Annotated in this window: 24 protein-coding genes; 13 read left to right on the top strand and 11 right to left on the bottom strand. The window is 66.7% G+C overall.

Annotation, left to right across the window (positions count from 1 at the left end; all coding sequences use genetic code 11):
* Nucleotides 1-56: 56 nt before the first annotated feature.
* Entirely contained in the window at nucleotides 57-917 is an 861-nt protein-coding gene (locus QUE68_RS03955) for a type IV toxin-antitoxin system AbiEi family antitoxin domain-containing protein (RefSeq protein WP_284224665.1), read from the top strand.
* Between the two features lie 43 nt (nucleotides 918-960).
* Here QUE68_RS03955 and QUE68_RS03950 read toward each other — a convergent pair whose 3' ends face one another.
* Together QUE68_RS03950 and purB are read right to left on the bottom strand one after the other, a co-directional pair.
* A complete protein-coding gene (locus QUE68_RS03950) occupies nucleotides 961-2,148 on the bottom strand; it encodes a cytochrome P450 (RefSeq protein ID WP_455012749.1) in 1,188 nt (395 codons plus the stop codon).
* The gene (gene purB, locus QUE68_RS03945; RefSeq protein WP_286275737.1) at nucleotides 2,145-3,563 is read right to left on the bottom strand and encodes an adenylosuccinate lyase; all 1,419 of its coding nucleotides are present in this window, start codon (nucleotides 3,561-3,563) and stop codon (nucleotides 2,145-2,147) included. Before purB ends, QUE68_RS03950 begins: the two co-directional genes overlap by 4 nt.
* Nucleotides 3,564-3,625: 62 nt before the next feature.
* Between purB and relZ the strand changes: the two genes are divergently transcribed.
* Nucleotides 3,626-5,335: a bifunctional ribonuclease/(p)ppGpp synthase gene (relZ, locus tag QUE68_RS03940; RefSeq protein WP_286275179.1), complete on the top strand. Its 1,710-nt coding sequence runs from the start codon at nucleotides 3,626-3,628 to the stop codon at nucleotides 5,333-5,335.
* Nucleotides 5,336-5,464: 129 nt separating this feature from the next.
* Here the strand turns inward: relZ and QUE68_RS03935 are convergent, their stop codons facing one another.
* The 3 genes from QUE68_RS03935 to QUE68_RS03925 are packed head-to-tail and all read right to left on the bottom strand — an operon-like array spanning nucleotide 5,465 to nucleotide 8,544.
* A complete protein-coding gene (locus QUE68_RS03935) occupies nucleotides 5,465-6,883 on the bottom strand; it encodes an APC family permease (protein WP_284224663.1) in 1,419 nt (472 codons plus the stop codon).
* 54 nt (nucleotides 6,884-6,937) lie between these two features.
* On the bottom strand, nucleotides 6,938-7,918 hold the full coding sequence (locus QUE68_RS03930) for an SDR family NAD(P)-dependent oxidoreductase (protein ID WP_284232672.1): 981 nt from the start codon (nucleotides 7,916-7,918) through the stop codon (nucleotides 6,938-6,940).
* 14 nt (nucleotides 7,919-7,932) lie between these two features.
* A complete protein-coding gene (locus QUE68_RS03925) occupies nucleotides 7,933-8,544 on the bottom strand; it encodes a TetR/AcrR family transcriptional regulator (RefSeq protein ID WP_284232671.1) in 612 nt (203 codons plus the stop codon).
* A 134-nt stretch (nucleotides 8,545-8,678) separates the two neighbouring features.
* Here QUE68_RS03925 and QUE68_RS03920 point away from each other — a divergent pair, with 134 nt between their 5' ends.
* Nucleotides 8,679-9,050 carry a DoxX family protein gene (locus QUE68_RS03920; protein WP_353507024.1) on the top strand — a complete coding sequence of 124 codons (372 nt, stop codon included), beginning with the start codon at nucleotides 8,679-8,681 and terminating at the stop codon, nucleotides 9,048-9,050.
* Nucleotides 9,047-9,949: an alpha/beta hydrolase gene (locus QUE68_RS03915; RefSeq protein ID WP_284232668.1), complete on the top strand. Its 903-nt coding sequence runs from the start codon at nucleotides 9,047-9,049 to the stop codon at nucleotides 9,947-9,949. The genes QUE68_RS03920 and QUE68_RS03915 overlap by 4 nt, the downstream gene beginning before the upstream one ends.
* Here the strand turns inward: QUE68_RS03915 and purD are convergent.
* Nucleotides 9,946-11,217 (bottom strand): phosphoribosylamine--glycine ligase, encoded by a 1,272-nt coding sequence (purD, locus tag QUE68_RS03910; protein WP_286275177.1) that lies wholly within the window; start codon nucleotides 11,215-11,217, stop codon nucleotides 9,946-9,948. The genes QUE68_RS03915 and purD overlap by 4 nt on opposite strands.
* Nucleotides 11,218-11,279: 62 nt before the next feature.
* Between purD and QUE68_RS03905 the strand changes: the two genes are divergently transcribed.
* Both QUE68_RS03905 and QUE68_RS03900 read left to right on the top strand, forming a co-directional pair.
* Nucleotides 11,280-12,527: a cytochrome P450 gene (locus QUE68_RS03905; protein WP_286275176.1), complete on the top strand. Its 1,248-nt coding sequence runs from the start codon at nucleotides 11,280-11,282 to the stop codon at nucleotides 12,525-12,527.
* A 27-nt stretch (nucleotides 12,528-12,554) separates the two neighbouring features.
* Nucleotides 12,555-13,151, top strand: coding sequence for a TetR/AcrR family transcriptional regulator (locus tag QUE68_RS03900; RefSeq protein ID WP_286275175.1), 597 nt, complete (start codon nucleotides 12,555-12,557; stop codon nucleotides 13,149-13,151).
* Here the strand turns inward: QUE68_RS03900 and QUE68_RS03895 are convergent.
* From QUE68_RS03895 to QUE68_RS03875, 5 genes are all read right to left on the bottom strand, one after another.
* Nucleotides 13,138-14,364: a hypothetical protein gene (locus QUE68_RS03895; protein ID WP_286275174.1), complete on the bottom strand. Its 1,227-nt coding sequence runs from the start codon at nucleotides 14,362-14,364 to the stop codon at nucleotides 13,138-13,140. The two genes, QUE68_RS03900 and QUE68_RS03895, sit on opposite strands and share 14 nt — an antisense overlap.
* Nucleotides 14,354-14,794: a carboxymuconolactone decarboxylase family protein gene (locus QUE68_RS03890; RefSeq protein WP_286275173.1), complete on the bottom strand. Its 441-nt coding sequence runs from the start codon at nucleotides 14,792-14,794 to the stop codon at nucleotides 14,354-14,356. The genes QUE68_RS03895 and QUE68_RS03890 overlap by 11 nt, the downstream gene beginning before the upstream one ends.
* 2 nt (nucleotides 14,795-14,796) lie before the next feature.
* Nucleotides 14,797-15,618 carry an NAD(P)-dependent oxidoreductase gene (locus tag QUE68_RS03885; protein WP_286275736.1) on the bottom strand — a complete coding sequence of 274 codons (822 nt, stop codon included), beginning with the start codon at nucleotides 15,616-15,618 and terminating at the stop codon, nucleotides 14,797-14,799.
* 96 nt (nucleotides 15,619-15,714) lie between these two features.
* Entirely contained in the window at nucleotides 15,715-16,476 is a 762-nt protein-coding gene (locus QUE68_RS03880; RefSeq protein WP_286275172.1) for an SDR family oxidoreductase, read from the bottom strand.
* An 81-nt stretch (nucleotides 16,477-16,557) separates the two neighbouring features.
* The gene (locus tag QUE68_RS03875) at nucleotides 16,558-18,024 is read right to left on the bottom strand and encodes an aldehyde dehydrogenase (RefSeq protein WP_286275171.1); all 1,467 of its coding nucleotides are present in this window, start codon (nucleotides 18,022-18,024) and stop codon (nucleotides 16,558-16,560) included.
* A gap of 185 nt (nucleotides 18,025-18,209) precedes the next feature.
* Between QUE68_RS03875 and QUE68_RS03870 the strand changes: the two genes are divergently transcribed.
* The 7 genes from QUE68_RS03870 (at nucleotide 18,210) to QUE68_RS03840 (ending at nucleotide 24,188) form a co-directional block, all read left to right on the top strand.
* Nucleotides 18,210-18,830 (top strand): TetR/AcrR family transcriptional regulator, encoded by a 621-nt coding sequence (locus QUE68_RS03870; protein WP_286275170.1) that lies wholly within the window; start codon nucleotides 18,210-18,212, stop codon nucleotides 18,828-18,830.
* A complete protein-coding gene (locus QUE68_RS03865; RefSeq protein ID WP_286275169.1) occupies nucleotides 18,827-20,026 on the top strand; it encodes a cytochrome P450 in 1,200 nt (399 codons plus the stop codon). Before QUE68_RS03870 ends, QUE68_RS03865 begins: the two co-directional genes overlap by 4 nt.
* On the top strand, nucleotides 20,027-20,854 hold the full coding sequence (locus QUE68_RS03860) for an SDR family oxidoreductase (protein ID WP_286275168.1): 828 nt from the start codon (nucleotides 20,027-20,029) through the stop codon (nucleotides 20,852-20,854).
* The gene (locus QUE68_RS03855; RefSeq protein ID WP_284224648.1) at nucleotides 20,851-22,209 is read left to right on the top strand and encodes a cytochrome P450; all 1,359 of its coding nucleotides are present in this window, start codon (nucleotides 20,851-20,853) and stop codon (nucleotides 22,207-22,209) included. The genes QUE68_RS03860 and QUE68_RS03855 overlap by 4 nt, the downstream gene beginning before the upstream one ends.
* A gap of 8 nt (nucleotides 22,210-22,217) precedes the next feature.
* A complete protein-coding gene (locus tag QUE68_RS03850) occupies nucleotides 22,218-22,424 on the top strand; it encodes a ferredoxin (RefSeq protein ID WP_284224647.1) in 207 nt (68 codons plus the stop codon).
* Between the two features lie 2 nt (nucleotides 22,425-22,426).
* Nucleotides 22,427-22,966, top strand: coding sequence for a nuclear transport factor 2 family protein (locus QUE68_RS03845; protein ID WP_286275167.1), 540 nt, complete (start codon nucleotides 22,427-22,429; stop codon nucleotides 22,964-22,966).
* Nucleotides 22,967-23,060: 94 nt separating this feature from the next.
* Nucleotides 23,061-24,188 (top strand): NDMA-dependent alcohol dehydrogenase, encoded by a 1,128-nt coding sequence (locus QUE68_RS03840; protein ID WP_284232649.1) that lies wholly within the window; start codon nucleotides 23,061-23,063, stop codon nucleotides 24,186-24,188.
* Nucleotides 24,189-24,203 lie beyond the last annotated feature (15 nt).

The following is a 24,203-nucleotide window of genomic DNA, read 5'->3' as shown; positions in this document are numbered from 1 at the left end:
TCGTGCACAAATCCCCCTGGCGGGAACCCGTTCGCACGAATTGGCGTCAATTCAAGGTGCTCGATGATCTCCTTCGCCGCCACGACGGCGTCATCACCGGTGTCCAGGCGCGGGAGGCAGGTCTTGGCCAGGACGCGATCGAAAGGCGGGTCCAGTCGGGTCACTGGCGACGCTGCGCGCGGGGTGTCTTCTTCGTCGACGACCGGCCGTTCACTGATGCCGCACGCATCCGCGCCGCCGTCTGGAGTAACGGTGAGCGGGCCGCGGCCAGCGGTCTCGCGGCCGCGTGGTGGATCGAGCTGACGAAGTATGCGCCCAAGATCGTCGAGGTGACCGTGCCGCGAGTGAGCAATCACATCCAACGTCCAGGTCTGCGGCTGCGTCGGCGCGATTTGTCGCACGCCGACGTGACCGAGCGTCGAGGGCTTCGGGTAACTACCCTGCCGCTCACGGTGCTCGAGGCAGCGGTCAGGCCGGGCGGGGGGCCGCAGCTGCTGGATCAGGCGCTCCAACGCCACACCGAACTACCCACGCTTTGGACGGCGCATCTGCGAAACAAGGGCAGACATGGCGCTCCGGCCGCGCGCCGACTGCTTCAGGCCGCGGATGACGGCGCCCGATCCGAAGCCGAACGCCTGGTGATCCGCCTGCTCAGAGCCGCTGGGATCACCGGCTGGAAGTCCAACCAGCACGTCGCAGGCTACGAGGTGGACATCCTGTTCCGCGACGCGAAGGTCATCGTCGAGATCGACGGATTCGCCTTCCACAGCGATCCTGAGGCGTTTCAGCGCGACCGCAAGAAGCAGAACGCGCTTGCACTGGCGGGCTATCAGGTCCTCAGATTCACCTGGCTCGACCTCACCGAGTATCCGGAGCGGGTCATCGCAGAGATAGAACGCGCGATCTGTGCACCGTGACCCGCGGTGCGCGCGGGCGCGGGTGCACAAATCGCGGAGGGGGTTAGGTGAGGGAGACCACCATGTGTCGGATACCCGTATGCCGGTTGCTCCTGGTCCACTCGACGGGCTTCACCAACGCGACAGTAGAGAACCGCCCCAGCATCTCCTCGAACAGCACCCGCAGCTCGAGCCGGGCCAGGTTGGCGCCCAGGCAGTAGTGCACGCCTTGGCCAAAACCCAAGTGCGCATTGGGTTTGCGGGCGACGTCGAACACCCCGGCATCGGCGAAGGCCGCCTCGTCGCGGTTCGCCGAACCCTCCCAGATCTGCACCTTCTGCCCCGCCTCGATCGCACAGCCGCCCAGTTCCACCGCGCGCGTGGCGGTGCGCCGCTTCGAGGGCGACGGCGACGTCCACCGCACCATCTCCTCGATCGCGACGGGCAGCCCGGAGGGATCCGCGCGCAACGACGACAGCGCGTCCGGATGGTCGATCAGCGCCAGCACTCCACCTGCGATCGAGTTGCGCGTGGTCTCCGCGCCGGCACTGAACAGCAGGCTGAAGAAGAGGTACAGCTCGAGATCGGAGAGGTCGGCGTCGGGGGCATTCGCCACGACGGACAACATGTCGTCGGTCGGCGACGCGCGCTTGGCCGCAATCAGCGACGTCCCGTAGGCGTACATCCGCGCCGCGTCCTCCGCGCTCGCCGGGCGACCCAGATCGAACTGCGGCTCGATCGCCTCGAAGAGCCAATGCCGTTCCGACTCCGGCACTCCCAACAGGATGCAGGTCATCTGCATCGGTAGCTCCGCCGCCACGTCGACGAGGAAGTCGAATGGTACGCCGGGCTCCACCGCGTCCAGCATTACCCGGGTCCGCGATCGCAGATCGTCCTCGACCAGTCGGATCATCCTCGGCGTGAGTCCGGAGCTGACCAGCCGCCGGATCTGCGAATGCCGTGGGTCGTCCATCATGTTGAGCACCTGGCCCGCGATCGATAGATCCTGCAGCAGCGTTCCACCGAATGGTCGCGAGCCGCCCGTCACCGATGAGAAGCACGACGGATCACGCAGCACGGCAAGACATCCCGCATAGGTGGCGACCGACCAGAACCCTTCGCCGTCGGGGGTGTGCTCGGTGGGTTCGTGCCAGTAGACCGGCGCCTCGCGACGGTGCACCGCGAACAGCTCGTGCGGGAAGCCCGCCGCGAAGTTGTCCAGGTCGGTGAAGTCCACCGCCGCCAAGCTCACAGGATTGCGTCCGAAATGTACTTCGCCGCATCGGGATACCTGCTCACCAATTCTTCGACCGCGGCGACCACCGCGTCGACCTGGGCACCCGCCGCCCCGGTGAACGCCGCCTTGTCCGCGAGCGCCGCGTCCAGTGCGGCGCGGTCCAGCGGCAGGCGCGGATCGGCGGCGAGTCGGTCGAGAAGGTCCGGCTCCGAACCCTTCTCACGCATCGCCAGTGCGACCGCGACCGCGTGCTCCTTGATGACCTCGTGCGCCGTCTCGCGGCCGACGCCGGCCCGCACCGCCGCGATCAGGATGCGCGTGGTCGCCAAGAACGGCAGGTAGCGGTCGAGCTCGCGCTGGATGACGGCTGGGTAGGCACCGAACTCGTCGAGCACGGTCAGGAACGTCTCGATCTGTCCGTCGAGCGCGAAGAACGCGTCGGGTAGCGCCACGCGACGCACTACCGAGCAGAAGACGTCACCCTCATTCCATTGCGCACCAGCCAGTTCGGCGGCCATCGAGGCGTAACCGCGCAGCACGACCTGCAGACCGTTCACCCGCTCGCATGACCGGCTGTTCATCTTGTGCGGCATTGCCGATGAGCCGACCTGCCCCGGCGCGAACCCCTCGGTCACGAGTTCGTTGCCCGCCATGAGTCGGATCGTGTGTGCCAGCGACGACGGCGCCGCCCCCAGTTGCACCAGCGAGGACACCACGTCATGGTCCATCGACCGCGGGTATACCTGGCCGACGCTGGTGAAGACGTCTGCGAAGCCAAGGAAGTCTGCGATGAGGCGCTCGAGTTCCGCCAGTCGACCGACATCGCCGTCGAACAGGTCGAGCATGTCCTGCGCGGTACCCATGGGTCCCTTGATGCCGCGCAGCGGATAACGGTCGATCAGCTCCGAGAGCCGCGTCAGCGCGACGAGCATCTCCTCGGCCGCCGAGGCGAACCTCTTGCCGAGCGTCGTCGCCTGTGCGGCCACGTTGTGCGAACGCCCCGCCATCACCAGATCGCGGTACAGGTCGGCGCGTTCGGCCAGCCGGGCGACGACCGCGACGCCGTGCGCGTGCACCAATTGCAAGGAGCGGCGGATCTGCAGTTGCTCGACGTTCTCCGTGAGGTCCCGGCTCGTCATGCCCTTGTGCACGTGCTCGTGTCCGGCGAGTGCGTTGAACTCCTCGATGCGCGCCTTGACGTCGTGCCGGGTGACCCGCTCGCGGTCGTTGATGGAGGCGAGGTCGACCTGCTCCAGAACCCGCTCGTAGTCGGCGATCACGCCGTCGGGCACCGGGATGCCCAACTCGTTCTGCGCGCGCAGGACGGCGATCCACAATCGCCGCTCGGCCACGATCTTCGCCTCGGGTGACCAGATGGCCACCATCTCCGCGCTGGCGTACCGATTGGCCAGGACATTTGGGATAGGCACGGTATTGCTCACGAACGCACAGCCTACTGAGCGCACTCGTGCGAATGAGGCACAGTAGACCCGTGCACTTCGTCGGCCTGGACCTCGCCTGGGGTGAACGCAAGCCCACGGGTGTCGCCGTTGTCGACGACGCAGGCAAGCTGTCGTACGTCGGCGTCGCGCAGGACGACACGAGCGTCAGGGCGGCGGTCGCCCCATACGTCGAGGGCGATTGCCTGGTGGCCTTCGACGCGCCGCTGGTCGTCAACAACCCGACCGGGCAGCGGCCCAGCGAGGCGGCCCTCAACCGCGACTTCGCGAAGTTCGAGGCGGGGGCGCATCCCACCAACACCGGCAAGCCGGAGTTCTCTGGCACGCCGCGTGCGGCCAGGCTCGCCGCCGCGCTGGACCTCGACATCGAACCGTTCTCCGCGTCACCGCGACGGGCCATCGAGGTCTATCCGCATCCGGCGACCATCGCCCTGTTCCGGCTGGGCCGCACGCTCAAGTACAAGTCCAAACCCGGTCGCAGCTTCGCCCAGCTGCGCTCCGAGCTGCTGAGGTTGATGGACCTGATCGAGACGTTGGCGCAGGCGACGCCTCCGTTGCGCGTCGCCGAGCACGACGGCTGGGCCGAGCTGCGGCAGTCGGTGGAGACCGCCGAGCGCAAGAGCGAGCTGCGTCGCGCCGAGGACCCGATCGACGCCGTCATCTGCGCATACGTCGCCCTGTTCGCCACCCGCCGACCCGACGACGTCACGGTCTACGGCGACGCCGAGACCGGCGCCACCATCACACCAACCCTGCCGCCCGACCTGTTGCCCGCACCTCCCGAGCCGACGCCCGGTGCGGTGCGTGACGCGATAGCGGAGTTCGCGGCGCGTCGACCCGCGCTGCTCGGAGCCACCGACCGCTACCTCGCGCTGGTCACGACGCTGCTCGACGAGGCGGGCATCAACTACCTCAACGTCACGGCCAGGACCAAGAGCGTGGCGTCCTTCGCGGAGAAGGCGGACCGCAGCGTCGACGGCCGACGGCTCTACACCGACCCCCTCTCGGAGATCACCGACCAGGTCGGGTTGCGGATCATCACGTTCCTCCGCGACGACGTCACCACCGTCGCCGAACTGCTCGCTGAGGAGATGCAGCTCCTCGACGATCGCGACATGGGCCAGGAGACGGCGCGCGAAGGCAGATGGGGTTACGCGAGCCGGCATCTCCTGGTGGCGGTGGAAGGGGAACAACAGCCGGCGTCCATCCAGGTGCGGACGGTCCTGCAGCACGCGTGGGCGGAGTTCGAGCACGACATCCGCTACAAGGGGTCCATCCCCGAGGAGGACGCGCCCGATCTGGACCGGCGGTTCACCCTCGCGGCGGGGCTACTGGAGCTGGCCGACCGCGAATTCTCCGCGATCCGGGAACGGTTGAAGAGTTCGCCGCCCGCGCAGAGCTCCGAGCAGTCCAACGATCCGCGCATCGGCACCCCGGTGCTCGCCACCTATCTCGGCAACCGCTTTCCCGACGCGGGCTGGTCGCGCACCGAGCACTACGCGTGGATCTCGGGCTTGCTGTTGGAGCTCGGCATCGATTCGCTCGACGAACTCGACGAGTTGCTCAGCGCCTTCGACACCGACGCGGTCAACGAGAAGATGGACTACCGCTACCCCGCGGGCGCCGTGCGCCGACTCGACGACGCGCTGCTCGCCCGTTTCGGCGACCGCTTCGTCGGCCTGACGGGCAATGCCCATCGGGTCGATCAGCTACGGGCGCGGCTGGAGAAGCTCACGGATTAGGAGCTCGAGTCGCTCCCCAATCCGCACGGTGGCGCACACCTCGACTGTGTGCCCCTTGGATGGCCCGCCGCCGAAGTTCGTCCGTAGCCATCACAATCGACGAACCAGCCAACTCAACGACTCGGGGCACTAGGGCTCGGCGTCGAGCTTCTCGACGTCGGTGATCCCGGGTCCGCGGATTCCGAGGGCCCGGTTGATCGCCAACGTGATCCCGAATAGAACGATGCCGAGGATGACGAGGGCGATCGCCAGCACGTACTGCTGGAGTGGCCGGCCGGAGAATGGCAGCACCAAGTACGCCGACGTCGCGAAACCCACCCACGGCAACCAGGTCGGCGTCTTGAAGTGCGCTCCCTCCGCCTGCACGTCCTTCCGCAGCACCAGCACCGCGATGTTGACCACCGCGAACACCGCCAGCAGGAGAAGCGACGTGGTGCCGCCGAGGGTCGAGATGGCCGAATCTCCGGCGAACGCGGTGACGTACAGGATCAGCCCGAACGCGATCGCGGTGGTGAACACGATGGCCACCCACGGGGTCCGGCGCGACGGGTGCACCGTGCCGAGCACGGGCGGCAGCACGTGCTGTTTGGCCATGCCGTAGAGCAGCCGACTGGCCATCAGCATGTTGATCAGCGCGGTGTTGGCGACGGCGAACATGGAGATGAACGGCAGGATCTTCTCGATGGGCAAGCCGGGCGCACCTGCCTTGACGACCTCCACGAGCGGGGTCTCGCTGGCCTCGAGCGTGCCCACCGGAACGAGCGCGACCGCGATGATGGCCACGACGATGTACACGACGCCGGCGATGCCGAGTCCGGTGAGCAGCATCTTGGGGAAGATCTTCACCGGGTCCTTGGTCTCCTCGGCCATGTTGACCGAGTCCTCGAAGCCGACCATCGCGAAGAAGGCCAGCGACGTCGCCGTCGTCACGGCGAGGAAGGCGTTCTTGTCGTCGGCGGTGTCAAAGGCGATGACGCGGGAGAAGTCGACGTCACCACCCTGGGTGAACGCCCAGAAGCCGACGAAGATGACCAGCATCAGGCCGGTGATCTCGACGATGGTCAGCACCACGTTCAGCTTGACGCTCTCGCCGACGCCGCGCAGGTTGATCACGGCCACCATGACCATGAACAGCAGCGCGATGGCGACGATTCCCACTGTCCCCCAATCGAACCCGAAGCCCTTGAAGAAGTTGGACGCAAAGAAGCGAGACGCGGTGGCCGCCGAGGTGATGCCGGAACACATCACGATGAAGGCCACCAGGAACGTGACGAAGTGGATGCCGAACGCCTTGTGGGCGTACAGCGCCGCACCGGCCGCCTGCGGGTACTTGGTGACCAGCTCCAAATAGCTGAACGCGGTGACCATGGCGATAAGGAAAGCCACCAGGAAGGGCAGCCAGGCGGCCCCGCCCACCTCCGCGGCGACGTCTCCGGTCAGCGCGTACACCCCGGTGCCCAGGATGTCGCCGATGATGAACAGGAGCAGCAGACCGGGGCCCATCACCCGCTTGAGTGCGGGCTGCTCTTCGACTGCTGCCTGAGCCATGGCGCCTCCCCTGGTAGTCCGCTGTGGGCAGGGAGTAACCATTACCTGCGATGTTCAAGCACGCGAGACGGCCCAGCTGCGCGACGTGTCGGTCATCGCGGAGACCTGGTCGAGGAACCGCGCGACGGTCGCGGGGTCCTCCGAACGCTGCCACCCGACCGTCGTCGGGCGCTGCGCCCGGTCGTGCCAGAAGTGCGGCGGGCGTGACGGGGGGCGGGTCGCGACGAGCCATACGGCGGTGTCCCCGCCGTCGCGCGCGTCTCGCAGGAGCGGACCGGTGAGCTTCTGGAAGGTCGGGAGGGCCTCGGCGACCCCGGGGGTCTGCGCCCAGCCGGGATGCATGCTCTCGACGCGGACGTCGCTGCCTGATGAGCGCTCGGCCCACGCGTCGGCGAGGACCACCTGCATGCGCTTGGTCTTGGCGTAGACGCGGACGCCGTCGTACTCGCCGCGGGTCGACTCCATGTCGTCGGCGGACAGCCGCGCGCTGTACATGCCGCCCGAGGAGACGAACACGACCGACGACCCGCCCGCGTTGCGCAGCAGGGGGAGGAGTCGTTCGGTCATCACATGCGGGCCGAGCACGTGACAGGCGAGTTGCAGCTCGTGCCCCTGGGGTGTCTCGGCGCGTTGCTTGGGCATCATCCCGGCGTTGTGCACCAGGCCGTGCAGGGCGTCGATGCGTCCCGACAGGTCATCGGTCCACGCGCGCACGGCATCGAGATCCCCGACGTCACAGACCTCCTCGATGACGACGGCACCGGGCACCCGACCGCGGATCGACCCGGCCGAGCGGGTGACCTTCTGCGGGTTGCGGCCGAGCAAGTGCACGGTCGCGCCAAGCCTGGCGAAGGATTCGGCCATTGCCTCGCCGAGTCCGGCGGTGGCCCCGGTGACGACGACGCGCTTACCGGCCAGCGCCCCCGCGGCCGGGTCGGCCGGCCACCAGGCCCTGCGCACGTTCGACCCGATCCTGGTGTATCCGAGCAGGACCGAACGGTCGAGGACGGCGTCCAGTACCTCGGTGAGCTTCATGGCATCGAACGTAGTCAGCCGAAGGGGGCGAGCACGTCGATCACGTCGACGAGCGTCGCGCGTGCCGCAGCCCTTGGCCCGTCACCGACTCCGACGAGGGAGGCCACGACCGCGCCGTCGACCGCGCACACCAACGCCGTCATCAGCTCTGCGCGGACCGATCGACCGGACCGTTCCACGACTTCGACGACGGCCTGGGTTCGTTGTTTCATGATGCGGCGTTGGACGTCGCGGAGGCCCGGCTGGCGTGCGCACGCGATGTAGCGCTCGTAGCGGGAGATCAACTGCTCGGAGACCCGGGTGCCCGGTCCGTCGCCGACCAACAGATCGACCAGGACGTCGGCCGTGGACTCGGCGCCGCGCCGACGACGCGAGAGGGCGGCGACGCGGGTGTCCAACACCTGAGCCTCACGGTTGCCGACGTACTCGACGGCTCGCTCGACGAGGTCGTCGAGCGACGAGAAGTAGTAGGTGGTCGACGCCAGCGGCAGTCCGGCCCGGCGGGCGACTGCGCGGTGTCGGACGGCATCGAAGCCGCCTTCGCACAGCAGATCGGCGGCCGCGCTGACCAGCGCGTACCGTCGTCTCTCACCCTTGGGGGTGACCGCTGCAGTCACGCCTTGCATGCTGCCAGCAACCGCACCACGGCATGGGGCTTTCGGCCAACTGCCAGGCGTTTGACGGAAAGGTCAAGCAAGTAAACGACTCGACGAAGAACCCAGCCGACACATCCGTCCCTCGCGTCATCGCGCGGCTGATCTTGGGCGCTGCAATAATTTTCGCCGGCGTCAGCCATCTGACGTTCGCGCGCAACGCCTTCTACGCTCAGGTGCCGCCGTGGCTGCCGCTGAACGCCACCTTCGTCGTCGTCGCGTCGGGTGTGGTGGAGCTCGTCCTCGGCGCCGCCGTCCTGCTCGTGCGACGTCGACGGGTGCAGGTCGGCTGGATCCTCGCGGCCTTCTTCGTCCTCGTCTTCCCCGGCAACATCTCGCAATTCGTCACGCACAGCTCGGCATTCGGTCTCGACTCCGACGTGTCTCGGGGCGTCCGCTTGCTCTTCCAACCACTGTTGGTCATCTGGGCGCTGTGGTGCACCGGCGCTTGGTGGGCGTTCCGGCGGCGGGTGGCATGATGACGCGCATGGCAGACCTGAGCCGTCGCACGATCCTGCGACTCGGCATCGGCGCCGCCGCGGGTGCCGCAGGCGCGCATGCCCTCGGCTCCGCGCTCAGCCATCCGTCCGTTTCCCGGCCGCCCGTCGCAATGACGGGAATCGGCGCGCCGCTGGCGCCGATGGCACCGCTAGCGCCGGTGGAGCCCGCACCTACCTACGTCAGCGGTTCGTTCGTCTCCGCGGCGCGCGGCGGCGTGACGACCAACTGGGCCATCGCCCGGCCGCCGGGACAGACCGGTCCCCTGCGGCCGGTGATCGCCCTGCACGGCAAGGGTCAGGATGCTGCCGGCGTGATGGCCGGAGGGGTCGAACAGGGACTCGCCCAGGCCGTCGCGGCGGGCATCCCGCCCTTCGCAGTCGTGGCCGTCGACGGCGGGGGTAGCTACTGGCACTCCCGGACTTCGGGTGAGGACTCGGGCGCGATGGTCCTCGACGAGCTGATTCCGATGCTGGGCGGACAGGGTTTGGACACGTCGCGGGTGGGTTTCCTCGGCTGGTCGATGGGTGGTTACGGCGCACTGCTGCTGGGCTCCAGGCTGGGCCCCGCGCGGACGGCGGCGATCTGCGCGGTGAGCCCTGCACTGTGGACGTCGTCGGGCGCGACGGCGCCGGGCGCGTTCGACGGCGCGGATGACTACGCCGCCAACAGCGTGTGGGGCTTGCCTAACCTGGGCTCCATTCCCATCAGGATCGACTGCGGCAACGGCGACCCGTTCTCCGCCGCGACGAAGCAGTTCATCGCGCAGCTGCCCACACCGCCTGCGGGCGGCTTCTCCCCCGGCGGGCACGACGGTGCCTTCTGGAGCTCGCAGCTCCCCGCCGAGATCGCCTGGCTGGCACCGCTTCTGGTCGCCTAGCCGAGGCTAATCCGACCTTCAGCTGCAGCAAGGCCGATGTCGGTACGAAAGTGGCTGCCCGGCAGGCGAATTCCTGCGATTACTGCATAGGCGGCTTGTCGCGCGGCACCGAGGTCGGCGCCGGTGCCCACCACGGAGAGCACCCGGCCACCGGAGGAGGTGACGGCGCCGTCGTCGCGGCGGGCGGTGCCCGCATGCAGCACTCCGGACACCTCCGACCCGACGATGACATCGCCGACGCGCGGCCGTCCCGGATAGTTCTCGGCGGCCAGTACGACGGTCACCGCGGCGCCGTCACTCCACCTCAGCTCGGGCTGAGCGGCCAACTGACCCGTGGCGGCGGCGTGCAACAGTTGCCCGAGCGGGCTCTCCAACAGCGCCAGCACGGCTTGGGTTTCGGGATCGCCGAAGCGGCAATTGAATTCGACCACCGCGGGCCCGCGAGACGTGATCGCCAAGCCGGCGTAGAGCAGCCCGCTAAAGGGGCACCCGCGCTTGACGAGTTCGGCGGCAACGGGTTTCACGACATCGTCCACGATCGACGTCATCACGTGTTCGGGCAGCCAGGACAGCGGCGCGTAGGCGCCCATCCCGCCGGTGTTGGGCCCGGTATCCCCGTCGCCGACACGCTTGAAGTCCTGCGCAGGTAGCAGCGGTACCACCGTCTCGCCGTCGACGACGCAGAACAGTGACACCTCGGGGCCGTCGAGGAATGACTCGAGCAGCACGGGATGCCCAGCGTCGAGCAGGCTGGCCGCGTGCGCGCGGGCGGCCTCGCGGTCGGCCGTCACCACTACGCCCTTGCCCGCCGCGAGACCGTCGTCCTTCACCACCCATGCGGGTTCACCCGCTGCGGGACCGAACCGGTCCAGCGCGGCGTCCAGTCGGGCCGGGTTGTCGACGATCTCGCTGCGCGCGGTGCGGACGCCCGCCGCGTCCATCACGTCCTTGGCGAAGGACTTGGCACCTTCGATTCGGGCGGCCTCCTTGGACGGCCCGAAGCAGGCGATCCCCGCCGCCCGAACGGCATCGGCGACGCCCAGCACCAGCGGCACCTCGGGCCCGATGACGACGAGGTCGGCGGCGAACCGCTTGGCCAGTTTGACGACCTCGTCGGCGGCAGTGACGTCGACGTCGTGCTGCTCGGCGATCGCCGCCGTTCCCGCGTTGCCTGGGGCCACGGCGAGGGCGTCGACCTCGCGGTCTCGGCGGAGCGCGAGCAGCAGCGCATGTTCACGGGCACCGGATCCGATTACGAGGACGCGCACGGTCGATACCCTAATCCCCTTCCATGGGCATACACCTATGGCTTTGATGTATGGTCAGAACCATGTCGAGCGCCTGCCCCTTCCTCCCTTCGGGGTACGACTTCACCGACCCCGACGTGCTCCTGCAGGGCATTCCCGTCACCGAGTTCGCAGAGCTGCGCAAGACCGCGCCGGTGTGGTGGAACGAGCAGCAGACGTCGATATTCGACGACGGCGGCTACTGGGTGATCAGCCGCCACGAGGACATCAAGGCGATCTCGCGCAACGGCGAAGACTGGTCGACCAACCGCAAGGGCGCGGTGATGCGGCTGCCCGACGGGGTCACCGGTGAGCAGCTGGAGCTGACCAAGGCGCTGCTGATCAATCACGACGGTGCCGAGCACACCCGGTTGCGCAAGATCGTCTCGCGGCTATTCACGCCCCGATCCGTGGCCGCACTCGAGGAGAAGCTCGCGGTGGCGGCGCGCGACATCGTGGCCGCCGCGGCCGAGAAGGAGAGCGGGGACTTCGTCGGCGACGTCGCGACCCGACTACCGCTGCTGGCGATCGCCGACCTCATCGGTGTGCCGGAGTCTGACCGCGACAAGCTCTTCCACTGGACGAACTGCATCATGAACACAGATGATCCGGACTTCGACTCCGACCCGACGCTCGCCAACGCGGAGCTGATGGGCTACGCGTACACCATGGCCGAGGAGCGCAGGCGCTGCCCGGCCGACGACATCATCACCCGCCTGATCCAGGCCGAGGTACCAGGAGAGGCCGGTGAGACGGGAGAACCGCTCAGTGATGTCGAATTCGCGTTCTTCATCATCCTGCTGGCCGTGGCAGGCAATGAGACCACCCGCAACGCCATCACGCACGGCATGAACGCGTTCTTCGACAACCCCGACCAGTGGGAGCTCTTCAGGCGGGAACGGCCGGCGACGGCGGTCGACGAGATCGTCCGATGGGCCACACCCGTGCATTGCTTCCAGCGCACCGCGTTGACCGACGTCGACTTCGGCGACGTGACGATCAAGGAAGGCCAGCGCGCGGGCCTGTTCTACAGCTCCGCCAACTTCGACGACGCCGTCTTCGACCGGCCCTTCGAGTTCGACATCACCAGAGACCCCAACCCGCACTTGGCCTTCGGAGGAAACGGCGCGCACTATTGCATAGGCGCCAACCTGGCCCGGATGGAGATCAAGCTGATCTTCAACGAGCTTGCCGATCAAATCCCGGACATCGCCAAAGTTGCCGAGCCGCAACGACTTCGCTCCGGCTGGATCAACGGCGTCAAGCAGTTGGCGGTCTCCTACCGGGGCTGACCCACGGTCCCGGCTACCATCTCTGGTGTGCGCACTCACGGCTGGGCGGGATCGACGCCCGCCACGAACGACGAGGCCGTGGCGCGCATCCTCGACGCTGCCAGCCGGGCCATCGACGAGCGCGGCGCCGAGTTCAGCATCGCCGATGTCGCCCGTACCCTCGGCGTGACGCGCCAGACCGTCTACCGCTACTACCCCAGCACCGAGGCCCTCCTGGTCGCTGCGGCCGTGCACGCCGCAGACGACTTCCTCGAGCGGCTCGCCGAGCATCTGCGCGGTCTCACCGATCCGGTGGACGCCGTCACCGAAGGCATCGCCACCGCGCTCGAGTGGCTGCCGAAGGACAAGCACCTGGGCCTGCTGCTGGCCCCAGGCCGCGCCGACGAGCACACCGCCTCGGTGACCTCCGACGTCGCCATGCAGTTCGCGAACGGGATGTTGCGGCGGTTCGACGTCGACTGGACGGGTGACGGGTTCTCCGAGGGCGAACTCGACGAACTCGCCGAACACTTGCTGAGGATCATCCAGTCTTTCGTCATCGATCCCGGCCGGCCACCGCGGACGGGCCAGGACCTGCGTGACTATCTGAGACGCTGGGTCGGCGGCGCGATCAGACGACCGTAAGCGGCAACGACTTCCGGTTCTCGAACACCCACGACGCGCCCCCGGAGAACTTCGTCACCGCCACCTCACCGAGAACCTTTGCCGCCGTATCAGTTTCGATCACCCGTACGCTCCAGTCCGTCTCGGTACCGGACACCTCCGCGCGCAAGTGCGGATCGACTGCCTGCACGATGGCCTGCAACGGCGTGTCCACCACCGGAGACACCAGCGATATCCACGCCCCGTCCCGATGGGCGGGCGACGGGTGCACGCGCACCGAGCCGTCGCCGACGTCGGCGGATACGTAGGCCGCCGGGTTCAGCAGCGGGTGCAACTCGAGGACCCGCAACGCACCCTCGACTCCGCCGGGCAGCGACAGCGCCCGGTGGATCCGCTCGGCAGCCACCCCGGCGATTCCGATAAGTTGCTTGGTGCGGATCGACTCCTCAAGTGCCACATCGCCGTTCGCGCGGGCTCTGACCGCGAGGGTGAACGACAGCACCAGGAGGTGCATCTGCAGGCATACCTCGTCGGCGATCCGGACCAGGGCCGAATGCGAGAACGCACCGAAATCGACGTCGGCCAGCAGCTCGCCCGAATAGTCGCTCGCTCCTTCGTCATTCGAATCGATCGGATCGAGTTCACACGCGTATGCGAGACTGGCGCCGACGACGTCCATCGCCGGGATGAACGGCACGTCCGGATAGGACTCGTCGATGATCACGGTCCACGCGCAGTGGGGAGTCCGGCCGGACGGCACCCGCGGCGGGCGGTGGATCGGGCGGACCTGAGCCTTGCGGTTGGTGGCCAGGGCAGTGGCGTCGAACGTCGGGTCCTCGATGTCGTGGCACATGCCGTGGACGTAGTCATCGCCCATCGGCTCCACGTCGAGCAGCGCCCCACAGTGGTCGAGGTGGAATTCACCGTGCCAGCGATCGTGCACTGTGTACCGAAAGTCCATGAACTGCGGTGGGGCACCGATGTCGAGCTGCAGACCCTTGAAGAGAGTGAAGATGTCGATACCCTCGTACTTCAGCGCCTTCTGCATCCGCCTGGTGTAGAGCGGGCTGGAGGCCGCCCACTCCTCGATGGCGATCTGCAACATCTCGTCACGGCCCCACGCGCTGATGCAGTGCGCCATTCCGGAGCGGTCGATCAACTGCCCGATGAGAAGTAGTTCGGGGACCAGGGTCGCCAGCTCGTCACGCGACAGCGTGGCATACCTACTCGTCATCGAGCGACCCCCCCGAGTGCATGTTCAACGCGGCGTTGACATTCCCCTTCTTGTCCTCGCCAGCGCCCTTCTCCGCAGCCTTCTTGCGCTTGCCAACCACCTTGGTCACCACGCCATCCAGTTTCGAGCCCAGCGGAAAACCCAGATAGTGGGTGAGGAAGATCGCCATCTCCTTGAGCTCATCGGGCGTCAGCTCCTCGTTGTGCAGCGCCGCGTTGGCCTGGATCTCCGCCAGGTCGGAGATGCCGAGCGCGGTCACGACGGTGAGCGTCATGATCCGCTTGTCGCGCATGGACAGTCCGGGCCTGCTCCAGATGGTCCCGAAGAGGTGATCGGCGGTCAGGGCGAAGTACTCACCCGGCATGTCCGGCATCTCCCAGCCGTATACCTCGTTCATCTTGTCGAGGCCCTTGCGGCGCAACTCGTCCATGACTACTCCTTCGTGCTCGAGGCGGGATGCGGCACGCCGAGCCCCGTTGCAAGGTTCTTCAGCGCGAGCTCGGCCAACGGCAGGTCCACCTGCACCGACTCACCCAACCCGAGCGCGAGGCTCAGGTCCTTCTCGCCCAACCCGCGGGTATGGGTGAACGCGCCGTAGAGCCAATGGTCGGGCGTCAGTGGCTCCATGTCCTCGCGCACCATGATTGCTCCCGGTCCACCGGTCAGCGCATCGGTGTGGCGCACCACCCGACCGAGTTGCGCAAGGTCGATGCCGGCGGCCTCCGCAAGTTTCATGGCCTCGCAGGCCGCCGCATAGCCGGTGAACGTCAACATGTTGCGAGCCAACTTCATTCGCGTGCCCGCACCCGGCTCGCCGGCGTGGATCACCATTGAGGCGAACTGCTTGAACGCGGGCTTGATTCGTTCGTACACCTCGCGGTCCGCGCCGACCATCACGGCCAGCTCACCCTTGTCGGCGGCTCCACCGCCACCGGACACCGGCGCGTCGGCGATGTGAATGTCCCTCGGACGCAGCTCGTTCGCGAGTTCAATCGCCGTCTCGGGACTGATCGTGGAGTGAATGGCGATCACGGTGCCGGGCTTGGCGTGGGTCGCTAGCTCCCCGACCACCTCGCGCACCTGCGCGTCGTTGAGGACGGTGACGCAGATGATGTCGGCCTTGGCGACGTCGGCGATGTCGTCGGCCAGTGACGCGCCCACCTCCGCCAGCGGCGTCATGGCCTCGGCGCGCACGTCGAACACGGTGACCCCGCCGGGCCACTCGACGAGCCGCTTGGCCATGGGCGCACCCATGTTGCCCAGCCCGATGTACCCCAGCGTGAGACTCACAACCGTCTCCTCTTCGCGCAAGCGCTCATCAGCGCAGTCTCCTCTTCGCGCAAGCGCTCATCAGCGGATGATCTGTCCGCCGTCGACGTTGAAGATCTGGCCGGTGATCCACTTGGCCTGATCCGAGAGCAGGAAGAGGCACATGCCGACCAGATCCTCGGGCTGTCCCATGCGTGCCAACGGGATCCCCTTGACCATGTCGGCCACCATCTCCTGGGGTGTGGTGGTCCGGTTGGCCTCGGTGTCGATGGGGCCGGGTGCGATCGCGTTCACCCGGATGTTCTGCCCACCGAGTTCGGTCGCCAGCTGCTGTGTCAGACCGTTGATGCCGACCTTGGCCAGCCCGTAGAAGTTGGAGTAGAGCCACGCCGCGGTCGAGGACTGGTTGACGATCGCACCGCCGCCGCGCTTGGCCATCTTGCGGTAGACGGCGCGGGTGCAGACCAGTGCGCCGTCCATGTTCACGCTCATGAACTTCTTGTAGTAGTCCCAGTCGACGGTGACCAGGAAGTCGAGTTTCATGCCACCGAAGATCGCCGCGTTGTTGACCAGGTAGTCGATCCCGCCAAACTCCGAAAGGGTCTGTGCCGCCATGTCCTTCGCGGAGTCGGGTTCGCTGACGTCCACCCGCAGGGCCAGCGCATTGCCGCCCTCGCCCTTGATGCCGTCGGCCACCTTCTGAGCGCCCTCGACGTTGATGTCGGCCACCACCACTGCGGCACCCTCACGCGCCAGCGCCTCCGCGTACACCTGGCCGATGCCGCCACCGGAACCGGTGACAATGGCCACCTTGTCCTTGAAATGATCTCCGTAGAGCCCCATGTGCATTCCTTCCTAGTTCCGAGTGGCCACTTGTTGCACGCTTGGCGGGCAATTCCGTGCGATAACTGGCCGTTCGGCGAATCAAACCCCAGTCGCAATGGCCTTGGTCTCGAGGTATTCCTCGAAGCCCGCACGCCCCATCTCGCGGCCGATGCCGGACTGCTTGTAGCCGCCGAACGGCATGTCCGCCGAGTACCAGACGCCACCATTGACGTTGACCGTGCCGACGCGCAGGCGGGCCGCGATTCCCGCGGCGCGCTCGTCGTCACCACTGAAGACGGTGCCCGACAGGCCATACGGCGAGTCGTTGGCGATGCGCACCGCATCGTCATCGCCGTCGTGGGCGATCACGGTCAGCACCGGACCGAAGATCTCCTCGCGCGCTACCTTGGCGCTGTTGTCCAGACCCGCGATGACCGTCGGCTCGATGAAGAACCCGGTGTCGCGATCGGCGGGACTGCCACCGCCGCAGGCGAACCGGCCGCCCTCGGCGATCGCCGAATCCAGATAGCCCTGGATGCGGTCGCGCTGTCGCGCGGAGATGACCGGGCCGCAGATGGTCCCCGGATCGTTCGGATCGCCCGGCTTGAGACCGGCCATCGTGCCCGCCGCTGCCTCGACCGCCTCGTCGTAGCGGGCCCGCGGCACCACCAGTCGCGTGGTGATCGCGCAGCCCTGTCCGGCGTGCATCGACGCGGTGAACGCTGACATCGCGCATGCGCCAGCGAGATCCGCGTCGTCGAGCACCAGGAACGCCGACTTGCCGCCGAGCTCGAGGAATACCTTCTTGAGTGTGGCGGCGGCATCGGACATCACGGCACGGCCGGTGTTCGTCGAGCCGGTGAACGACACCATGTCGACACGCGGGTCCTTCGACAGGAGGGCACCGACGCCATGGTCGCTGGAGGTGACGATGTTGATCACACCCGCCGGGAAGTCGGTGTGCTCGGTGATCAGCTCGCCCAGCACCGCGGCCGCCCACGGAGTATCCGGTGCGGGCTTGAGCACCAACGTATTTCCCGCTGCCAGTGCCGGCCCGATCTTCGCGAGGTTGATCTGGTGCGGGAAGTTCCACGGGGTGATGGCGCCGACCACGCCGATGGCCTCCCTGGCGATCGTCCGGTGCGACTTCATGCCCATGGGCGACGCGACGCCGAGGTCGGTGGTCCACTGGAACGACTCCGCAGTGTCGGCGCAGAAGCTCAGATCCTCGACCGGCCCTTCGAGCTGGGCTCCCGACGTCAGCATCCGCGGTGCGCCCACCTCGGCGATCGTCAGCTCCCGCAACTCCTCGACATGATCGCGCATCGCCTGCTGCAGTTGGCGGATACAGCGCACCCGCAATTCGACGTTGGTGGCCCAGTCGCCGTCGTCGAACGCCGTCCGGGCTGCGCCGATCGCCGAGCTCATATCGTCGGCTGTGGCATCGGCGGCCACGCCGAGCACCTCCTCGGTGGCCGGGTTGGCCGTGGGGAAGGTACCGCCGCTTCCCGCGACGAGTTTGCCGTCGATCAGGAGCCGACTCTCGCGGTCACCCAGTAGCGCCATGGCGAACTCCCGTTCATCTTCTGGACAGCTGTCCGACTGTGGTGATTCGAACCATAACCTTCGAAGCGCAGGCCTGGCAAGGACTGAACACCCGCACCTCGAAAACGGACGCCAGGAGCTGGTCTTTCAGGGCAATATCGCCGAGTGGCTTGCCGACTGGCCTGGCGGTCCGATAACTTGGACATGTGTCCAGTGATGCTGTGTTCGACGTCACCGGGGAGCCGTCGGAGTCTTCGGCGGCGGCCCTCGGCGAGACGCCGCGCAACCGGCGCCAGGAGGAGACCTTCCGCAAGGTGCTCACCGCCGGCCTGGAGATGCTGCGCGAGACCTCGTACGGCGACCTGACGGTACGCGCGGTCGCCGCGCGGGCGAAGGTTGCGCCGGCCACGGCCTACACCTACTTCTCGTCGAAGAACCACCTCATCGCCGAGATCTACCTCGACCTGCTGAAGCAGGTGCCGTTCTTCACCGACGTGAACGAGCCGATGCCGACCCGCGTCGAGCAGGCGCTGCGCAGCATGGCGCTGACCGTGGCCGACGACCCCGAGGTGGCGGCGGCCTGCACCACGGTCCTACTGGCCGGCGCCGATCCGACCGTGCGTCGCGTGCGCGACCGCATCGGCGGCGAGATCCACCGCCGCATCCGGTCCGCCGTCGGACCCGACGCGGATCCGCGCGTGGTGTCCGCCCTCGAGATGACCTTCTTCGGCGCGCTGGTCAACGCCGGCAGCGGCGTCTTCACCTACCACCAGATCGCCGACCGCCTGAGCTACGTGGTCGGCCTCATAGCCGGAGACGACCGATGACCACCACCGCCCCACCACTGCTCGACCCGTACGACTACGACTTCCACGAGGATCCGTATCCGTACTACCGGCGGCTGCGCGACGAAGCGCCGCTCTATCACAATGCGCAGCTGAAATTCTGGGCGTTGTCACGGCACACCGACGTGGTGCAGGGCTTCCGCAACAGCACGACGTTGTCGAACAAGCATGGCGTCTCGCTTGACCCCATCTCGCGCAACGACGAGGCACACCGGGTGATGTCGTTCCTCGCCCTCGACGATCCCGGTCACCTCCGTCTACGCACCCTCGTCTCGAAGGGCTTCACGCCGAGACGCATCCGCGAGCTCGAGGGCCGCGTCACAGAGATCGCGGTGCAGCATCTCGACGCGGCGCTGCAATCCGACAGCTTCGACTTCGTCGACGACTTCGCAGGCAAGCTACCGATGGACGTCATCTCGGAGTTGATGGGCGTCCCCGACGAGGACAGGGTCCGCATCCGCGCCCTCGCCGACGGCGTGATGCACCGCGACGACGGTGTCTCCGACGTGCCCGCCGAGGCGATGCAGGCCTCAGGTGACCTCCTGGTCTACTACGCCGACATGGTGACCACCCGGCGCAAGAAGCCGTCCGACGATTTGACGTCGGCGCTACTGGAGGCCGAGATCGACGGTGACAAGCTCACCGACGAGGAGATCATGGCGTTCCTGTTCCTGATGGTCGTCGCGGGTAACGAGACCACCACCAAACTGCTTGCCAACGCGGCATATTGGGGCTTCAAGAATCCTGCCGAACTGGCGCCGGTCTTCGACGATCATTCGCTGGTCAAGCCGTGGGTCGAGGAAACGTTGCGCTACGACACGTCGAGCCAGATCCTGGCGCGCTCCGTGTCCGCAGAGATGACGATGTACGACACCACGATTCCCGAGGGGGACGTGCTGTTGCTGCTCCCCGGTTCGGCCAACCGCGACGATCGCGTCTTCACTGACCCCGACAGCTATCGCATCGGTCGCGACATCGGCTCCAAGCTGGTGAGTTTCGGTAGTGGGGCGCACTTCTGCCTAGGAGCCCACCTCGCCCGGATGGAGGCCCAGGTCGCACTGACCGAGTTCTTCAAGCGGGTCCGCGGGTACGACGTCGACGAGGCCAACTCGGTCCGCGTGCACTCCAGCAACGTTCGAGGATTCGCCCATCTGCCCATCACCGTGAAGGCCCGATAGATGCCCCGTTTCCCTCCGCTCCCCGACCGCAGACCGGCCATCGTCGCCGGTGCGTCTGCAGGCATCGGTGAGGCCACCGCCATCGAACTCGCGTCCCGCGGCTTCCCCGTCGCGCTCGGCGCCCGGCGCGTGGAGAAACTCGACGACCTGGTCGGCAAGATCCGCGCCGAGGGCGGTGAAGCGGTCGGCTTCCACCTCGACGTCACCGACCCGAATTCGGTGAAGTCGTTCCTGGCCAACGCCGTTGACGCGCTCGGTGAGATCGATGTCCTGGTGGCCGGCGCCGGCGACACCTACTTCGGCAAGCTGGCCGACATCAGCACCGAGGACTTCAACTCGCAACTGCAGATCCATCTGGTCGGGGCCAACCGACTCGCCGCCGCGGTGCTCCCCGGCATGCTCGAACGCCAGCGCGGTGACCTGATCTTCGTCGGCTCGGACGTGGCGCTCCGGCAGCGGCCGCATATGGGCGCGTACGGCGCGGCGAAGGCGGCACTGGTCGCGATGGTCACCAACTTCCAGATGGAGTTGGAGGGCACCGGAGTTCGGGCCTCGATCGTGCATCCCGGCCCGACGAAGACCTCGATGGGTTGGAGCCTGCCCGCCGATCTCATCGGCCCCGCCCTCGAGGACTGGGCCAAGTGGGGCCAGGCGCGGCACGACTACTTTCTGCGCGCTTCGGATTTGGCCCGCGCCATCACCTTCGTCGCCGAGACGCCTCGCGGCGGGTTCATCGCGAACATGGAGCTTCAGCCCGAAGCGCCGCTGACGAGCCACCCCTCAGAGCGCCAAAAGCTCGTCCTCAACGAGGAGAACCCGACCACATGACCATCACCAAAGAGGTTCTCCGCGTCTCCGGTGGCGAGGAAGAGGAACACGGCCACCTCGAGGAGTTCCGCACCGACCCGATCGGCCTGATGCAACGCATCCGAGACGAGTGCGGCGACGTCGGCTGGTTCCAGCTCGCCGACAAGCAGGTCGTGATGCTGTCCGGCTCGGAGGCCAACGAGTTCTTCTTCCGGTCCAGCGACGCCGAGCTCAACCAGGCCGAGGCCTACCCCTTCATGACGCCGATCTTCGGCGAGGGCGTGGTGTTCGACGCCGACCCCGAGCGCCGGGCCGAGATGCTGCACAACACCGCACTGCGTGGTGAGCAGATGAAGGGCCACGCAGCAACCATCGAGAACGAGGTCCACAAGATCATTGCCGACTGGGGCGACGAGGGTGAGATCGAACTGCTCGACTTCTTCTCCGAGCTGACGATCTACACCTCGACGGCGTGCCTGATCGGGCTGAAGTTCCGCGAGCAGCTCGACAGCCGGTTCGCGCAGTACTACCACCAGCTCGAGCGCGGCACCGATCCACTGTGCTACGTCGACCCCTACCTGGACATCGAGAGCTTCCGGATCCGGGACGAGTCCCGCGTGAAACTCGTCGCCCTGGTGCAGGAGATCATGGACGGGCGAATCGCCAACCCGCCCAAGGGCAAAGACGATCGCGACCTGCTCGACGTCCTGGTCTCGATCAAGGACGACGAGGGCAACCCGCGCTTCACGGCCAATGAAGTCACGGGCATGTTCATCTCACTGATGTTCGCGGGCCACCACACCAGCTCGGGGACCTCGTCGTGGACGTTGATCGAACTGCTGCGAAACCCCGAGGTGTACGCCCAGGTTCAGCAGGAGCTCGACGAGCTCTACGCCGACGGCCAGGAAGTCAGTTTTCATGCGCTGCGGCAGATTCCGAAGCTGGACAACTCACTGAAGGAGACGTTGCGCCTCCATCCGCCGCTCATCATCCTGATGCGTGTCGCGCAGGACGAGTTCGAGGTGGCGGGCTACCCGATCCACCAGGGGCAGATGGTGGCCGCCTCGCCGGCGATCTCGAACCGGATCCCCGAGGACTTCCCCGACCCGGACGGCTTCGACCCCGATCGCTATCAGAAGCCGCGTCAGGAAGATCTGGTGAACCGCTGGACGTGGATCCCCTTCGGGGCGGGAAAGCATCGCTGCGTCGGGGCGGCGTTCGCCCAGATGCAGATCAAGGCGATCTTCTCGGTCTTGTTGCGCGAGTACGAGTTCGAGATGTCCCAGCCTGCCGATAGTTACCAGAACGACCACTCCAAGATGGTCGTTCAGCTGGCTCGGCCCGCGAAGGTTCGCTACCGCAAGCGGGCCAGGTAGGAATCCTCATGGGCTGCTATCGCGTGGAACTCGACGAGGACCTGTGCCAGGGCCACGCGATGTGCGAACTGGAGGCCCCCGACGTGTTCGCCGTGCCCAAACGGGGCGTCGTCGAGATCCTCGATGTCGAGCCACCCGACGACATCCGTGAGGACGTCGAGCGGGCGATCGAAATGTGTCCCACCCAAGCAATTTCCCTCAGAGAGAAGGACTGACAATGGCGTCACGCGAAGAGCTCGAGGACTGGGTCGAGCGCTGGCTGCAGGCCAACAAGGACGGTGAAGCCGCCGGCGATTGGAAGCTGCTGGCCGAGTTCTACACCGAGGACGCCACCTACGGCTGGAACATCGGCCCCAAGGAAGACGTGATGTGCGTCGGCAAGAGCGAAATCCGGGACGTCGCTCTCGGTTTGGAGATGGAAGGCCTGGAGAACTGGGTCTACGAATACCAGAAGGTGCTGATCGACGAGAAGCAGAACGAGATCGTCGGGTTCTGGAAGCAGGTCGCCAACAAGGGTGACGGCACCCGGGACGAGATCTACGGCATCGGCGGCAGCTGGTTCCGGCTGAACGACGATCTGCTCATCGAATGGCAGCGCGACTTCTTCGACTTCGGCCACGTGCAGAAGGCGTTCATCAAGCTCATCGAGACCGGCGACCTCACACCGACGATGCAGAAGCGCATCGAGCGCAGCGTCGCCGGCGAGAAACTACCCGGTTACTACCCCCTCGGCGAGGCACCCGTCCCGATCTGGTGACGGATCCCACCAAGCGGTTGCTTGGGGTGGGTGTGACCCACTTAACTAGAGGTTCTAGTCTGGCTTCACTGGCTCTAGCGGAAGGCATGTACCGATGAAGACAAAAGGTGCTCTCATCTGGGAGTTCAACCAGCCGTGGTCGATCGAGGAGATCGAGATCGGCGACCCCGTCAAGGACGAGGTCAAGATCCAGATGGAAGCGTCTGGCATGTGCCATTCCGACCATCACCTGGTGACCGGTGACATCCCGATGGCCGGTTTCCCGGTGCTTGGCGGCCACGAAGGCGCGGGCATCGTGACGGAAGTCGGCCCCGGTGTCGAGGACATTGCGCCCGGTGATCACGTGGTGCTGTCCTTCATCCCGTCGTGCGGCGCCTGCCCTTCCTGTCAGGCCGGCATGCGCAACCTGTGCGACCTGGGCGCCGGACTGCTTGGCGGCCAAGCCGTCTCCGACGGCACCCACCGCATCACGGCCAAGGGCCAGCCAGTCTTCCCCATGACCCTGCTCGGTACTTTCAGCCCGTACATGGTCGTGCACAAGAGTTCCGTGGTGAAGATCGATCCGTCGATCCCCTTCGAGGTCGCCTGCCTCGTGGGCTGCGGCGTGACGACGGGTTACGGCTCGGCCGTCAAGGCCGGTGACATCCGCCCCGGTGACGACGTCCTGGTGATCGGCGTCGGCGGCGTCGGAATGTCAGCCGTCCAGGGTGCGGTCAACGCGGGCGCCCGCCACGTCTTCGTCATCGAGCCGGTGGAGTGGAAGCGTGACGCGGCCCTGAAGTTCGGTGCGACGCATGCCTATCCAGATACCGACGCCGCCTTCGCGGGTATCGCCGAGGCCACCCACGGCCTGATGGCCAAGCAGGTCATCGTGACGGTCGGTGAGCTCAAGGGTGCCGACGTCGACACCTACGTCAACCTCACCTCCAAGGGCGGCACCACCGTCCTGACCGCCATCGGCAGCCTGCTCGACACCAACGTCAACCTGAACCTGGCGATGCTGACCCTCATGCAGAAGCGGATCCAGGGCACCATCTTCGGTGGCGGCAACCCGCACTTCGACATTCCTCAGCTGCTGTCGATGTACAAGGCGGGCAAGCTCAACCTCGACGACATGATCACCACGCAGTACAAGCTCGAACAGATCAACGAGGGCTACAAGGACATGCTGGAGGGCCGCAACATTCGCGGCGTCATCCGTTACACCGACGCGGACAGGTAAGCCGGTGTCGCAGGA

The sequence above is a fragment of the Mycolicibacterium sp. TUM20985 genome (assembly GCF_030295745.1).
Taxonomy (GTDB): domain Bacteria; phylum Actinomycetota; class Actinomycetes; order Mycobacteriales; family Mycobacteriaceae; genus Mycobacterium.
The sequence above is the reverse complement of the archived record's forward strand: the minus strand, read 5'-3'. Positions and strand labels throughout refer to the sequence as shown.

What these genes read in the sequence shown, in the direction of transcription:
- QUE68_RS03935 (WP_284224663.1), bottom strand. Translation starts at nt 6,883, where the DNA reads ATGGCTCAGGCAGCAGTCGAAGAGCAGCCCGCACTCAAGCGGGTGATG.
- QUE68_RS03930 (WP_284232672.1), bottom strand. Translation starts at nt 7,918, where the DNA reads ATGAAGCTCACCGAGGTACTGGACGCCGTCCTCGACCGTTCGGTCCTG.
- QUE68_RS03925 (WP_284232671.1), bottom strand. Translation starts at nt 8,544, where the DNA reads ATGCAAGGCGTGACTGCAGCGGTCACCCCCAAGGGTGAGAGACGACGG.
- QUE68_RS03915 (WP_284232668.1), top strand. Translation starts at nt 9,047, where the DNA reads ATGATGACGCGCATGGCAGACCTGAGCCGTCGCACGATCCTGCGACTC.
- QUE68_RS03905 (WP_286275176.1), top strand. Translation starts at nt 11,280, where the DNA reads ATGTCGAGCGCCTGCCCCTTCCTCCCTTCGGGGTACGACTTCACCGAC.
- QUE68_RS03895 (WP_286275174.1), bottom strand. Translation starts at nt 14,364, where the DNA reads ATGACGAGTAGGTATGCCACGCTGTCGCGTGACGAGCTGGCGACCCTG.
- QUE68_RS03890 (WP_286275173.1), bottom strand. Translation starts at nt 14,794, where the DNA reads ATGGACGAGTTGCGCCGCAAGGGCCTCGACAAGATGAACGAGGTATAC.
- QUE68_RS03885 (WP_286275736.1), bottom strand. Translation starts at nt 15,618, where the DNA reads ATGGGTGCGCCCATGGCCAAGCGGCTCGTCGAGTGGCCCGGCGGGGTC.
- QUE68_RS03880 (WP_286275172.1), bottom strand. Translation starts at nt 16,476, where the DNA reads ATGGGGCTCTACGGAGATCATTTCAAGGACAAGGTGGCCATTGTCACC.
- QUE68_RS03875 (WP_286275171.1), bottom strand. Translation starts at nt 18,024, where the DNA reads ATGGCGCTACTGGGTGACCGCGAGAGTCGGCTCCTGATCGACGGCAAA.
- QUE68_RS03865 (WP_286275169.1), top strand. Translation starts at nt 18,827, where the DNA reads ATGACCACCACCGCCCCACCACTGCTCGACCCGTACGACTACGACTTC.
- QUE68_RS03860 (WP_286275168.1), top strand. Translation starts at nt 20,027, where the DNA reads ATGCCCCGTTTCCCTCCGCTCCCCGACCGCAGACCGGCCATCGTCGCC.
- QUE68_RS03855 (WP_284224648.1), top strand. Translation starts at nt 20,851, where the DNA reads ATGACCATCACCAAAGAGGTTCTCCGCGTCTCCGGTGGCGAGGAAGAG.
- QUE68_RS03850 (WP_284224647.1), top strand. Translation starts at nt 22,218, where the DNA reads ATGGGCTGCTATCGCGTGGAACTCGACGAGGACCTGTGCCAGGGCCAC.
- QUE68_RS03845 (WP_286275167.1), top strand. Translation starts at nt 22,427, where the DNA reads ATGGCGTCACGCGAAGAGCTCGAGGACTGGGTCGAGCGCTGGCTGCAG.
- QUE68_RS03840 (WP_284232649.1), top strand. Translation starts at nt 23,061, where the DNA reads ATGAAGACAAAAGGTGCTCTCATCTGGGAGTTCAACCAGCCGTGGTCG.